This window comes from Streptomyces sp. NPDC001890 (genome assembly GCF_042891445.1).
GTDB lineage: Bacteria > Actinomycetota > Actinomycetes > Streptomycetales > Streptomycetaceae > Streptomyces.
In genome coordinates this window covers 134,459-146,802 of the sequence record NZ_JBIATE010000002.1, presented here as the reverse complement: position 1 = coordinate 146,802, position 12,344 = coordinate 134,459, and the positions used below count along the sequence as shown (strand labels likewise).

Sequence of the window (12,344 nt, the reverse complement as noted above, 5' to 3'; positions counted from 1 at the left end):
GAGCCTCTCGTACCGGTCAACGCCAGGCGAGAGGAGCTAGTTCCCTTGTGCGCGCCGCCGCAGGGCCGGGCCTGTCCGGTACATGTGGCCGGATCAGGCTCTGGGCCGTACGGGTCAGTGGCTGTACGTGTGCCGGTCCGCCCCGGGGTGACTCAGCGCTGGGCGGGGAGTCCGGCGACCGCGAGGGCCTCGGGGTCCGGCTTGATCTCGCTGGTGCAGTGGGCGCAGCGGGAGGCGATGGCCGGGATCTCGGTGTAGCAGCGGGGGCAGTCGCGGGTGGCGGCCTTGATGTCGAGCTTCTCCGCCTTGGCGAAGCGGGCCTGGACCTTCGCCATGGGCACGACGACGCAGAAGTACAGAACGGCTGCGGTGATCAGGAACGCGATGGCGGCGGCGAGGAACTTCCCGTACGGGAAGATGGTGCCCTCGACTGAGAACTCCGCCGAGCTGAAGTCTCCGACGGAACCGGTGGCGAGGCCGATCAGCGGGGTGATGAAGGCCGTGCTGAATCCGGTGACGACCGCGGTGAACGCCGCTCCGACGGCCAGCCCGATGGCCATGGAGATGACGTTTCCGCGCAGGATGAAGTCCTTGAACCCGTTCAGCACCGCTCTTGCTCCTCTGGAATGCGTCCGTGTGGGGGATGTGCGGGCAAGACCTTGCCCTGTACGGACCGTCCCGGGCAAACCGATCTTCGGTATGTCAGAAGAGATTGACGGCGGCGAACCGCAGGACCGCCTGCGGAGCGCCCGACAGCAGCACGCCGACGACGGCGGTGAGCGCGATGGCGACGGTGAGGGAGGCAGGGGCTCCGTGCCTGGTGGGGGCGCGTACGGCGTCCTGCGCCGGGGTCTCTTCGGGGACCGCCGCCGCCGGGGTCTCCTCCGGGGTCTCCTGCGGGGCGCGGAAGAGCGTCGCGGTCCACTGGAGGTAGTAGTAGAGCGCGATCACGACGTTGACGGCCATGACGACGGCGAGCCAGCCGAGTCCGGCGTCGACGGCCGCCGAGAAGACCGTGACCTTGGCGAAGAGGCCGATGATGCCGGGCGGCAGGCCGGCCAGGCAGAGCAGGAAGAAGGCCATCGCCAGGGCGGCGAGCGGGCGGGTGGCGTACAGGCCCCGGTAGTCGGTGAGCCGGTTGCCGGGGCTGGTACGGGCGACCAGGGCGGCGACCGCGAAGGCCCCGAGGTTCACGACGGCGTACATGAGGGCGTACGCGACGGTGGAGCCGATGTGCTCGTCGCTGGAGTAGGCGGCGGCGGCGATCGGTACCAGGAGGTAGCCGGCCTGGGCGACGGACGACCAGGCGAGCAGGCGTACGGCGCTGCGGGCCCGGCCGGCGTTCTGGCGCAGGGCGGCGACGTTGCCGATCGTCATGGTGAGCGCGGCGAGGACGGCGAGCGCCGGTCCCCAGACGTCGGCGTACGCCGGGAACGCGATCACGGTGACGAGGATGAGGCCGGAGAAGCCGACCGCCTTGCCGACCACCGAGAGGTAGGCGGCGATCGGCAGGGGGGCGCCGATGTAGGTGTCGGGAACCCAGAAGTGGAAGGGCGCGGCGGCCGTCTTGAAGGCGAAGCCGACCAGGGTGAGGGCGACGCCCGCCTTGGCGAGGGTGTCCAGCTGACCGGGCACGTCGTCGAGCCGGGCGGCGATCTCGGTGAGGTGCAGGGTGCCGGTGGCCGCGTACACGAAGCTGACGCCGAGCAGCATGACGGCGGTCGCGACGACGGAGGAGAGGAAGAACTTCAGTGCGGCCTCGGAGGACCGCCGGTCGCCACGCTTGATGCCGACGAGGGCGAACGCGGGCAGCGAGGCGACTTCGAGGGCGACGACGAGGGTGGCGAGGTCCCGGGCGGCCGGCAGGAGTGCGGCGCCGGACGCCGAGGACAGCAGCAGGAACCAGAACTCGCCGGCGGGGAGCTTGCGGGTGTCGCCGAGCGAGAGCAGGGCGGTGAGCAGGGCGCCGCCGAGCACGAGGGCCTGGATGACCAGGGCGAAGTGGTCGGCGGTGTAGCTGCAGGCGTCGGCGGAGCCGGGTCCGGTGGCCGCCGCGTCGAGGCAGAAGGTGGAGCGGTCGCCGTCGCGCAGCGGAACGAGGAGGGCGAGGGCGGCGACGAGCCCGGCGATGGTCAGCGCGCCGAGGAGCGGCTTGCGGCGGTCGGGGAGGAAGAGGTCGGTGACCAGGACGATCAGGGCCATGGCCGCGACGACGACCGGGGGTGCGATCGCGAGCCAGTCGACGGACTGGATGAGGCTGGTGGTGTGCTCGGCCGCGGTGGTGACGAGGTCCGGGGTGGCGGCGGCTGGGGTCACGACGCCCGGGGTGACGACGGCTGGGGTCACGACTTGCCTCCTGCGAGGAGCTTCTGCACGGCCGGGTCGGTGAGGCCGAGGAGGGCGGCGGGCCACAGACCGGCGAGGACGGTGAGCGCGACGAGCGGGGTCCAGGCGGCGAACTCGTACGTCTGGACGTCGGCGAGCTGCGGCTCTTCGCGCTTCTCACCCATGCAGACCCGGCGCACGACCATGAGCATGTACGCGGCAGTGAGCAGGGTGCCGAACGCGGCGATCGACATGAAGGTCAGGAAGGCCGGACGGCTGAGGCCGTCGGCGGGGTCGAAGGAGCCGAACAGGGCGAGCATCTCGCCCCAGAACCCGGCGAGGCCCGGCAGGCCCAGGGAGGCGACGGCGGCGAAGGCGAGGAGGCCGCCGAGGCGGGGTGCCCGGCCGTAGAGCGCGGCTCCGGTGGCCCCGGAGAGGGTGTCGAGGTCGGCGGTGCCGTACCGGTCCTTGACCGCGCCGACCAGGAAGAACAGCAGGCCGGTGATGAGGCCGTGGGCGATGTTGGCGAAGAGCGCGCCGTTGACCCCGGTGGGTGTCATGCTCGCGATACCAAGGAGCACGAAGCCCATGTGGCCGACGGAGGAGTACGCGATCAGGCGCTTGAGGTCGCCCTTGGAGCCGGGGCGGACCAGCGCCAGGCAGGCCAGCGATCCGTAGATGATGCCGACGACCGCGAAGGCGGCGAGGTACGGCGCGAAGGTGTGCATCCCGTCGGGGGTGATGGGGAGCAGGATGCGGACGAATCCGTACGTGCCCATCTTCAGCAGGACGCCCGCGAGCAGGACCGAGCCGACGGTCGGGGCCGCGGTGTGGGCGTCGGGCAGCCAGCTGTGCAGCGGCCACATCGGGGTCTTCACGGCGAGCCCGATGCCGATCGCCAGAACGGCGATGACCTGCACGGACGAGGTGAGCCCACGGCCGTTGTCAGTGGCGAGTGCCACCATGTCGAAGGTGCCGCTCTTCAGTCCGATGAGGAGCAGGCCCAGCAGCATGACGACCGAGCCGAGCAGTGTGTAGAGGATGAATTTCCAGGCGGCGGCCTGCCTCTGCGCACCGCCCCAGCGGGCGATGAGGAAGTACATCGGGATGAGCACCATCTCGAACGCCAGGAAGAACAGCAGCAGGTCGAGGACGGCGAAGGTCGCGAGGGTGCCGGACTCCAGGACGAGCAGGAGAGCGACGAAGGCCTTCGGGGAGGGGCCCGCGGGCAGCTTGAAGTAGCTGTAGAGCGCGCAGAGGAAGGTCAGCAGCGCGGTCAGTACGAGAAGGGGGAGCGAGATGCCGTCGATGCCGAGATGGATGCGGACGTCGAGCGCCGGGATCCAGCTGATGTCGGTGGTGGCCTGCATCTTCGACGGGTGGTCGTGGTCGAAGCCCGCGGCGAGGACGATCGCGGCGACGAGGACCGCGCCGGTCACGGTCACGCCGTGGCGGAGCACGGCCTGGTCGGGGCCGGTGCCCTTCAGTCCCGGCGGGGCCGGGAGCAGGGCGGCCACGGCGCCGACCAGCGGGATGACGACGATGAACGCGAGAAGGAACTGCATCACGGATTCACTGATATCGATCACGGCTCACGACCCGGCGTTGACGTTGGCGAAGACGACGGCGGCGATCGCCAGGACCAGCGAACCGGCGAGCAGTGCGCTGAGGTAGGTCTGCACATTGCCGGTCTGCGCGCGGCGGACGGCGGCGCCGAGCCCGCGTGCGACGGCTCCGGAGCCCCGTACGTAGGTGTCGACGACCTCGCGGTCCAGGAAGCGGACGAGGCTCGCCGCGGCCTGGACGGGGCGGACGAACAGCGCCGTGTACAGGGCGTCTAGGTGGAAGCCCGAGGCGGCCGGGCGGTGCAGCGGGCCGAGCAGCAGGCGGCCGGGGTCGGCCGGGTCGGGGACGTCCCCGTCGGCTCCGTAGGCGGCGGTGTGTGCCGTCATGGCCTGGGCCTCGACGAGGGCGGGCTCGGCGTCGGGGTGGGCGACGACGGTACCGGCGGGGGTGCGGGCGGCGAGCGCGGAGGTGTGGCGCCAGGCGCCGTAGGTGACGAGGCCGCCGACGAGGCCGACGCCCGTGGAGAGGACGGCGGTGGTCACGGACGGGGTGAGGGCGTGTCCGTCGAACCAGTCGGTGAGCGTGCCGACGGTCAGCCCGAAGGCGATGGTGGGGACGGCGAGCACCCACAGGACGGCGGTCATCGCGACGGGCTGCCTGCCGTGGTCGGGGGCCTCGGCGCCGCGGCCCCGGAAGGCGAGGAGCCAGAGGCGGGTGGCGTACGCGGCGGTGAGGACGGCGGCGAGCAGTCCGGCGACGAGGACGGTCCAGCCGGCGGCGGCCGGGGCGACGTGCCGGTCCCCGAGCGCGGTGTGCTCGGCGGCCACGAGGACGGCTTCCTTGGAGAAGAAGCCGGCGAACGGGGGGATGGCGGCGAGCGCGAGCAGGGCGACGGTCATCGTCCAGTAGGCGTCCGGGATGCGCTTCGTCAGCCCGCCCATGCGGGACATGGCGGCCAGCGAGTTGGTCCCGGCGGCGTGGATGACGACGCCGGCCGCGAGGAAGAGGACGGCCTTGAACGCGCCGTGGGAGAGGAGGTGGAAGACGGCGGCCCCGCGGTCGCCGACGGCCAGGGCGCCGGCCATGTAGCCGAGCTGGCCGATCGTCGAGTAGGCGAGGACGCGCTTGATGTCGTCCTGGGCGAGGGCGGCCAGTCCTGAGCCGATCATCGTGACCGCCGCCATCACGGCGAGTACGACGAGGGCCGCGCCGGACTCGGCGAAGACGGGGAGGAGCCGGGCCACGAAGTAGATGCCGGCGGCGACCATCGTCGCGGCGTGGATGAGCGCGGAGACGGGGGTGGGACCGGCCATCGCGTCGGGCAGCCAGGTGTGCAGGGGGAACTGCGCCGACTTGCCGGCGACGCCCGCGAGGAGCAGCAGGGCGATGAGCGTGGGGTGGTCCAGGCCGCCGTTGGCGACGGCGCCCAGGATGCCGGTGATGCGGAAGGTGCCGGTGTCGGCGGCGAGCGCGAACAGACCGATCAGGAACGGGACGTCGCCGAGCTTGGTGACCAGGAAGGCCTTGAGGGAGGCGGCGCGGGCCTCGGCCGTCTCCCAGTAGTGGCCGACGAGGAAGTACGAGCAGATGCCCATGATCTCCCAGCCGACCAGCAGCACCATCAGGTCGCCCGAGTAGACGACGAGCAGCATCGCGGAGGTGAACAGGGAGACGAGGGCCGCGTACGAGGGATAGCGGGGGTCGTCGCGCAGATAGGCGGTCGAGTAGATCTGCACGCAGCTCGCGACGAGCCCGACCAGGACGGCGACGAGGACCGCGAAGCCGTCGAGGTGCAGGGCGAGGTCGATCGGGACCGAGCCGGTGGGGGTGAGCTGGGTCGCGGCGTCGATGGCCCGGCCGCCGCCCTGGCGGGCCGCGACGACGGCCGCGATGACGGCGGCGGCGAGCGTGGGCAGTACGGCGAGGGGCCGTACGAAGCCGGGGGCGGTGCGTCCGAGGAGGAGACCGGCCGCGGCGCCCAGGAAGGGAAGGAGGGGGACGAGGACGGCGAGGGTCGTGGTGGTCACGCGGTGGCCTCTGCCTTCTTTGCCTTCCCTGCCGCAGCAGTGGCCTGGTCTTCGGTGCCGGTGTCGGTGTCGTCGTCCGGGAGCGCTTCGGCGGCGTCGGTCTCGGCGGTGTCGCGGAGCCGGTCGACGTCCGAGCTGCCGCGGTTGCGGTACACGGCGAGGACGATCGCCAGGCCGATGCCGATCTCCGCCGCCGCGATGGCGATGGTGAAGAGGGTGAGGGCCTGGCCGGAGTGCACGGCGTCGCGGAGCCAGACGTCGAAGGCGACCAGGTTGAGGTTGACGGCGTTGAGCATCAGCTCGACGGACATCAGGACCAGGATCGCGTTGCGGCGGGCGAGCACTCCGTACAGCCCGGTGCAGAAGAGGAGGGCGGCGAGCACGGCGGGATAGGCGAGGTGCATCAGCTCTGCTCCTTACCGCGCTTGCGGGACAGGACGATCGCGCCGACGAGGGCGGCGAGCAGCAGGACGGAGAGCGCTTCGAAGGGCAGCACCCAGTGCCGGAAGAGGAAGGAGCCGGTGGCCTCGGTCGAGCCCTGGGCCGGTCCGTCCAGGTCGATCCAGGTGGTGCGGAAGGCGTCGACGACGACCCAGACGAGCGCGCCGGCGGCGGCGACCGCCACGGCGAGGGCCGCCCAGCGGTTGCCCGAGTCGGCGTCCGGGGAGCGGCCGATGGGGGCCCTGGTGAGCATCAGCCCGAAGAGCAGGAGGACGACGACGGAACCGACGTAGATCAGTACCTGCACCCAGGCGATGAACTCCGCGGTGAGCAGGAGGTACTCGACGGCGAGCCCGCCGAGCGCCACGACCAGCCAGAGGGCGGCATGCACCAGCTGCTTGGTCGTGACGGTGATGAGGGCCGCGCCGAGGGTGGCGATGCCGACGAGGACGAAGGCGATCTCGATGCCGGTCGGGGAGAGGAAGCCGGAGGGGGCCGGGGCGTCCGGGCGGGCGGCGAGGACGGAATGGGCGGAGTGCGCCGCGGTGGCCGCGGTGGCTGCGAGTGTCACTCCTCCCCCTCTGCTTTCTGCTGGTCCTGCTCTGCTTTCTGCTGGGCCTGTTGCGCTTCCTGGTTCTGCTGGGCTTCCTGGGCGCGCTGGGCTTCGAGTTTCTCCGCCGTCTTGCGGGCGGCGGCGATCTCCTTCGGCTCCTCGGCGCCCGGGTCGAGCGCGGGCGGTTCCGGCACCGTCCACATCCATTCGCGGAGCTTGTCGCGCTCATGGGTGAGTTCGAGGATGTCCGTCTCCGCGTACTCGAACTCGGGCGACCAGAAGAGCGCGTCGAAGGGGCACACCTCGATGCAGATACCGCAGTACATGCAGAGCGAGAAGTCGATCGCGAAGCGGTCGAGGACGTTGCGGCTGCGCTCGCGGCCGCCCGGGGTGGCGGCGGGCACCGTCTCCTTGTGGGAGTCGATGTAGATGCACCAGTCGGGGCACTCGCGGGCGCAGAGCATGCAGACCGTGCAGTTCTCCTCGAACAGCGCGATGACGCCCCGGGAGCGGGGCGGCAGTTCGGGCTGGACGTCCGGGTACTGCGCGGTGACCGTCTTCCTCGTCATCGTCCGCAGGGTGACGGCCAGGCCCTTGGCCAGGCCGGAGCCGGGGATGCGGGGGCGGGAGGGCGGGGGCGACGCGGCCATCAACTGATCGCCACCTTCACGATGCCGGTGAGCGCGATCTGCGCGAGAGCGAGTGGGATGAGCGTGGTCCAGGCGAGCTTCTGCAACTGGTCCTCGCGGAGCCGGGGGTAGGACACCCGTAGCCAGATGACGACGAAGGCGAGGACCGCGGTCTTGAGGAGCGTCCAGACCCAGCCGAGTCCGTCGGCACCGAACGGGCCGTGCCAGCCGCCGAGGAAGAGGACGGTGGTCAGTCCGCACAGCACGACGATGCCCGCGTACTCGGCGAGCAGGAAGAGCGCGAAACGCAGGCCGGTGTACTCGGTGTACGCGCCGAAGATGATCTCCGAGTCGGCGACCGGCATGTCGAACGGCGGGCGCTGGAGCTCGGCGAGTCCGGCGACGAAGAAGACGAGTGCGCCGACGATCTGCCAGGGCAGCCACCACCACTCGAAGGCGTCGAGGATGCCCGGGAGGGAGACGGTGCCGGCCGCCATCGCGACGGAGGCGGCGGCGAGCAGCATCGGCAGCTCGTACGCGAGCAGCTGGGCGGCGGTGCGCAGGCCCCCGAGGAGGGAGAACTTGTTCGCCGAGGCCCAGCCGGCCATCAGCGAGCCGAGGACCCCGACGCCCATGACGGCGAGCACGAAGAAGATGCCCGCGTCGACGACCTGGCCGACCGCGCCCTCGCCGGGGCCGATCGGGATGGCGACGAGCACGAGGAGGTACGGGAGCAGCGCGACGGCCGGCGCGAGCTGGAAGATACGGCGGTCGGCCTGGGCCGGGACGATGTCTTCCTTCTGCGCGAATTTCACGCCGTCCGCGACGAGCTGGGCCCAGCCGTGGAAGCCGCCGGCGTACATGGGACCGAGGCGGCCCTGCATGTGGGCCATCACCTTGTGCTCGGTCTGCCCGACGACGAGCGGCAGGACCATGAACACGGCGAAGACGATGACGAGGCGGAGGGCGACGTCCAGTACGTCGTTCACGCGGGATCGCCTCCGGCGGGGTGGTCGGGGGTTTCGGGGGTTGCTGCGGTTTCCGGGGTCGCTGGGGCTTCTGGGGCTTCGCTCGTTTCCCGGGTCTCCGGGGCGTCGGGCGCGGGCGTGGTGTCGGTCTCGGCGTCGGTGCCCGCGTCGAAGGCCGGGCGGGCGTGGTGCCACGGGGCGTCGCCGGTCGCGGCCCCGGGGCTCGGTCGCGCGGCCCCCGGCTCTTGCCCGGTCGCGGTCCCGGGCTCCGTGCCCGGCGCAGTCCGTGCCCCGGTCCCGGGCTCCGTGCCCGGCTCCGGCTTCGGTTCCGGCGTCTCGGGCTCCGGCTTCGGCTCCGATGTCTTCGGCTCCGGCTTCGGTTCCGGCGTCTCGGGCTCCGGCTTCGGCTCCGGTGTCTTCGGCTGCTGGCTCGCCGAGCCCTGGGACGCGCTGCGGGTGCGGCGCGGGGTCGTGGCCCGGGGCGTCGGCTCCGTGCCCGTGCCCGTCGTCGGCTCCGCGTCCGGGGTCGCTGCCGCTCGCTGGGCGGCCGAGCCCTCGCTTGCGCTGCGGGTACGGCGTACCGGGCGGTCGCCCGCCGCGCGCGGGGTGCGGGCCGGGCGGGAGGGGGCGGGTGGGAGCTGGCCCTTCAGGGGGCCCCATTCGTTCGGGTCGGGGACCCCGGGCGGCAGCATCGTGCGCCGCTTCGGGCCGCCGTGTTCCGACTCGCCCGGCTCCTTCGCGCCGGGCCAGGCCTTCGCGACGCGTGCCGCCAGCACGAAGTCCTTGCGCAGCGGGTGCCCCTCGAAGCCCTCGGGGAGCAGCAGCGGCACCAGGTGCGGATGGCCGTCGAAGCCGATGCCGAACATCTCGTGCGTCTCGCGCTCGTGCCAGGCCGCGCCCGCGTAGACGTCGATGGCGGTGGGGAGGACGGCCGCCTCGTGCGGAACGGTCGTACGGAGCAGGAGCCGGCGGACGCGGCCCTCGGCCAGGGCTGCGACATGGGCGCAGACCCGGAAGCCGATTCCCGGTTCGTCGACCGCGCTCAGCCAGTCGAAATACGTGCAGCCCAGCTGGTCGCGGGCCGTTTCGAGGGCGGCGGTCCAGGAGGTGACGGGTACGTCGACGGTCAGCAGGTCGTACGCGTACTCCGCCGTCGCGCCCTCGCCGAAGAGTTCGGCGGCGGCGTCCGGCAGGCGGTCGTAGGCGTCGGGGGCTTCGTCGGGAGCCGGAGTGGTGGTCATGCGTCGCCCTTCCCCGGGGCCGGCGGGGCGGCGACCAGGCCGCTGCGCAGTGCGGTGGTGGAGGGGCGCGCGCCGCCGGTCGTGTACCGCTCGCCCAGCGATTCCCGGGCGATCTTCTCCTGGAGCTTGAGGATGCCCTGGAGGAGCGCCTCCGGCCGGGGCGGGCAGCCGGGTACGTAGACGTCGACCGGGATGATCTGGTCGACGCCCTTGGTCACGGAGTACGAGTCCCAGTACGGGCCGCCGCAGTTGGAGCAGGCGCCGAAGGAGATGACGTACTTGGGCTCGGGCATCTGCTCGTACAGCCGCTTCACGGCCGGGGCCATCTTGTCGGTCACCGTGCCGGAAACGATCATGAGGTCGGCCTGGCGCGGGCCGGGCGCGAACGGGATCACGCCGAGCCGGATGAAGTCGTGCCGGGCCATGGAGGCGGCGATGAATTCGATGGCGCAGCAGGCGAGCCCGAAGTTGAAGACCCAGAGGCTGTAGCGGCGGCCCCAGTTCAGGACCACCTTCATCGGCTCGGGCGCCAGGCGCGACAGGACGCCGAGCCGCTTGGGCTCCGGCAGGAAGGTCGGCGCGGGCTGGGGTTCGGAACCCTCGCCGGCCTGCGGGCTGGTCACGTCCATTCGAGGACGCCCTTCTTCCATGCGTAGAGCAGTCCCACGGCCAGGAAACCGAGGAAGATGAACATTTCGACGAGCGTGGTCGCCCCGTATCCGGGTGCGGCGAATACCGTCGCCCACGGAAACAGGAAGATCGAGTCGACGGCGAAGATCACGTACAGGAAGGCATAGACGTAATAACGGACCTGGGTATGTGCCCATCCTTCACCCACCGGGTCCACGCCGCACTCGTACGTCAGGAGCTTTTCCGGCGTCGGGACCACGGGGCGCAGCAGTCGGCCGGCCCCGAAGGCGACGGCGACGAACAGCACACCGATGACGGCGAGCAGCCCGACGACTGAATAGCCGTGGAAGTAGTCCGACGCGAGAACGGTCGATTCCGGCAGGTCCGCCACGTCCGTCACGTCCGCCCCTCGCTCCCTCGAATCCGTCCGGTGATCCGTACGCACGGGAGTCTAGGCCCTGTTAAAGAGCGGGTAAGCAGCCGCGTCGGATACGGGGTGGGGTTATCCCCACTTCACCCCACCCACGGGCCCCATGGCGTGCGCCGGTCCCGCCCGGCAGGCTGGGCACATGACCATGAGCCCCACGGTGCCGGACAACGACCGGCCACCGCCCGCCCGCACCATCCCCGACCGGTGGACCTGGAAGGAGATCGGCCATCTTCTGGCCGATCTGCCCATGGCCCTGGTCGGGTTTGTTTACACCGTGTTCATGATCGGCGTCGGCGTGGGACTCGCGGTCACGGTGATCGGTCTGCCGCTGCTCGCCGCCGGGCTGCACGGGGCGCGGCTGATCGGCAAGGCCGAGCGGGGGCGGGCGCGGGCGATGCTCGGGGTGCGGATCGACGAGCCGAGCCCGGTGGTTCTGTCCCGCCGGGAGAAGGGGTTCTTCTCCTGGCTGTGGTCGAGCCTCAAGGATCCGGTGGGCTGGCGGGCGGTGCTGTACTCCTTCGTCCGGCTGCCCTGGGGCGTGCTCACCTTCGCGGTGACGCTCGTGAGCTTCCTCGTGCTGTGGCCGCTGCTCCCCCACATCACCCGGCTCCTCAGCAACGGGGACCGGGCGATGGTGCGGGGGCTGCTCTCGCCCTCCGACGAGCTGGAGCGCCGGATCGCCGAGCTGGAGGCGGACCGGGGGGTGGTCGTCGACACCGCCGCCGCCGACCTCCGCCGCATCGAACGCGACCTGCACGACGGCGCCCAGGCCCGCCTCGTCGCCCTCGCCATGGGCCTCGGCCTGGCGAAGGAGAAGCTGACCGACGACCCCGAAGCCGCCGCCCGCATGGTCGACGAGGCCCACGGCGAGGTCAAGGTCGCCCTCCAGGAACTCCGCGACCTCGCCCGCGGCATCCACCCCGCCGTCCTCACCGACCGCGGACTCGACGCCGCACTCTCCGCCATCGCCTCCCGCTGCACCGTCCCGGTCACGGTGGGCGTGGACCTGCCGGGGCGTCCCGCGGAGGCGATCGAGGGGATCGCGTACTTCACGGTCTCCGAGCTGTTGCAGAACGTGAGCAAGCACAGCGCGGCGCGTTCGGCGTCCGTCGAGGTGTGGCGCTCCGGGGACCGGCTGCTGCTCCAGGTCACCGACGATGGCCGGGGCGGGGCCCGGATGGACGGCGGTACGGGGATGGCGGGGCTGGCCGAGCGGCTGGGCGCCGTCGACGGGCTGTTCGTCCTCGACTCACCGGTCGGCGGACCCACGACGGTCACGGCGGAACTGCCCTGGCGGGACCGTGAGCAGACGCGCGGGCAGAAGCACGAGCAGAAACTTGAGCGGCCGCGTGAACAGAAGCGTGAGCGAAAGCCCGAGCGGACTCGCGTGCAGAAGTGAAGCAGGGCGCGGGACCGGCCTGCGGGGGTGGGGAAAACCCCCGGTCGAAGAGGGATACGCCCCTCATGGTGTGCGGGCCCGCGCATCAGCACCCTTGCAGTAGCGCAGTAGCGCAGTAGCGGCCGGAGCGGGCAC

12 protein-coding genes are annotated in these 12,344 nt (G+C 71.6%); 1 reads left to right on the top strand and 11 read right to left on the bottom strand.

Features of this window, described 5'->3' with window-relative positions; genetic code table 11:
- Positions 1 to 152: 152 nt before the first annotated feature.
- The 11 genes from ACFYY1_RS06720 to ACFYY1_RS06670 form a co-directional block, all read right to left on the bottom strand.
- Complete coding sequence (locus ACFYY1_RS06720) at positions 153 to 608, bottom strand: MscL family protein (protein ID WP_383722811.1); 456 nt, start codon at positions 606 to 608, stop codon at positions 153 to 155.
- Between the two features lie 94 nt (positions 609 to 702).
- A complete protein-coding gene (locus tag ACFYY1_RS06715; protein ID WP_388583422.1) occupies positions 703 to 2,316 on the bottom strand; it encodes an NADH-quinone oxidoreductase subunit N in 1,614 nt (537 codons plus the stop codon).
- Positions 2,317 to 2,342: 26 nt separating this feature from the next.
- Positions 2,343 to 3,890: a NuoM family protein gene (locus ACFYY1_RS06710; RefSeq protein WP_388583420.1), complete on the bottom strand. Its 1,548-nt coding sequence runs from the start codon at positions 3,888 to 3,890 to the stop codon at positions 2,343 to 2,345.
- A 27-nt stretch (positions 3,891 to 3,917) separates the two neighbouring features.
- Positions 3,918 to 5,918, bottom strand: coding sequence for an NADH-quinone oxidoreductase subunit L (locus ACFYY1_RS06705; RefSeq protein WP_388581834.1), 2,001 nt, complete (start codon positions 5,916 to 5,918; stop codon positions 3,918 to 3,920).
- Entirely contained in the window at positions 5,915 to 6,322 is a 408-nt protein-coding gene (gene nuoK / locus ACFYY1_RS06700; RefSeq protein ID WP_358944363.1) for an NADH-quinone oxidoreductase subunit NuoK, read from the bottom strand. Before nuoK ends, ACFYY1_RS06705 begins: the two co-directional genes overlap by 4 nt.
- The gene (locus ACFYY1_RS06695) at positions 6,322 to 6,930 is read right to left on the bottom strand and encodes an NADH-quinone oxidoreductase subunit J (RefSeq protein WP_388581831.1); all 609 of its coding nucleotides are present in this window, start codon (positions 6,928 to 6,930) and stop codon (positions 6,322 to 6,324) included. Before ACFYY1_RS06695 ends, nuoK begins: the two co-directional genes overlap by 1 nt.
- On the bottom strand, positions 6,927 to 7,562 hold the full coding sequence (locus ACFYY1_RS06690) for a NuoI/complex I 23 kDa subunit family protein (RefSeq protein WP_388581828.1): 636 nt from the start codon (positions 7,560 to 7,562) through the stop codon (positions 6,927 to 6,929). Before ACFYY1_RS06690 ends, ACFYY1_RS06695 begins: the two co-directional genes overlap by 4 nt.
- The gene (locus tag ACFYY1_RS06685) at positions 7,562 to 8,530 is read right to left on the bottom strand and encodes an NADH-quinone oxidoreductase subunit H (protein ID WP_376306688.1); all 969 of its coding nucleotides are present in this window, start codon (positions 8,528 to 8,530) and stop codon (positions 7,562 to 7,564) included. The genes ACFYY1_RS06690 and ACFYY1_RS06685 overlap by 1 nt, the downstream gene beginning before the upstream one ends.
- Entirely contained in the window at positions 8,527 to 9,750 is a 1,224-nt protein-coding gene (locus ACFYY1_RS06680) for an NADH-quinone oxidoreductase subunit C (protein WP_388581825.1), read from the bottom strand. The genes ACFYY1_RS06685 and ACFYY1_RS06680 overlap by 4 nt, the downstream gene beginning before the upstream one ends.
- On the bottom strand, positions 9,747 to 10,379 hold the full coding sequence (locus tag ACFYY1_RS06675) for an NADH-quinone oxidoreductase subunit B (RefSeq protein WP_388581823.1): 633 nt from the start codon (positions 10,377 to 10,379) through the stop codon (positions 9,747 to 9,749). The genes ACFYY1_RS06680 and ACFYY1_RS06675 overlap by 4 nt, the downstream gene beginning before the upstream one ends.
- Positions 10,370 to 10,771 (bottom strand): NADH-quinone oxidoreductase subunit A, encoded by a 402-nt coding sequence (locus tag ACFYY1_RS06670; protein WP_189544080.1) that lies wholly within the window; start codon positions 10,769 to 10,771, stop codon positions 10,370 to 10,372. The genes ACFYY1_RS06675 and ACFYY1_RS06670 overlap by 10 nt, the downstream gene beginning before the upstream one ends.
- Positions 10,772 to 10,949: 178 nt before the next feature.
- On the opposite strand from ACFYY1_RS06670, the gene ACFYY1_RS06665 reads away from it, so the two are divergent.
- Positions 10,950 to 12,209 (top strand): sensor histidine kinase, encoded by a 1,260-nt coding sequence (locus ACFYY1_RS06665; protein WP_388581820.1) that lies wholly within the window; start codon positions 10,950 to 10,952, stop codon positions 12,207 to 12,209.
- Positions 12,210 to 12,344: the final 135 nt, after the last annotated feature.

Coding starts and splice junctions, on each gene's coding strand:
- ACFYY1_RS06710 (WP_388583420.1), bottom strand. CDS start 3,890: ATGCAGTTCCTTCTCGCGTTCATCGTCGTCATCCCGCTGGTCGGCGCC.
- nuoK (WP_358944363.1), bottom strand. CDS start 6,322: ATGCACCTCGCCTATCCCGCCGTGCTCGCCGCCCTCCTCTTCTGCACC.
- ACFYY1_RS06690 (WP_388581828.1), bottom strand. CDS start 7,562: ATGGCCGCGTCGCCCCCGCCCTCCCGCCCCCGCATCCCCGGCTCCGGC.
- ACFYY1_RS06680 (WP_388581825.1), bottom strand. CDS start 9,750: ATGACCACCACTCCGGCTCCCGACGAAGCCCCCGACGCCTACGACCGC.
- ACFYY1_RS06675 (WP_388581823.1), bottom strand. CDS start 10,379: ATGGACGTGACCAGCCCGCAGGCCGGCGAGGGTTCCGAACCCCAGCCC.
- ACFYY1_RS06665 (WP_388581820.1), top strand. CDS start 10,950: ATGACCATGAGCCCCACGGTGCCGGACAACGACCGGCCACCGCCCGCC.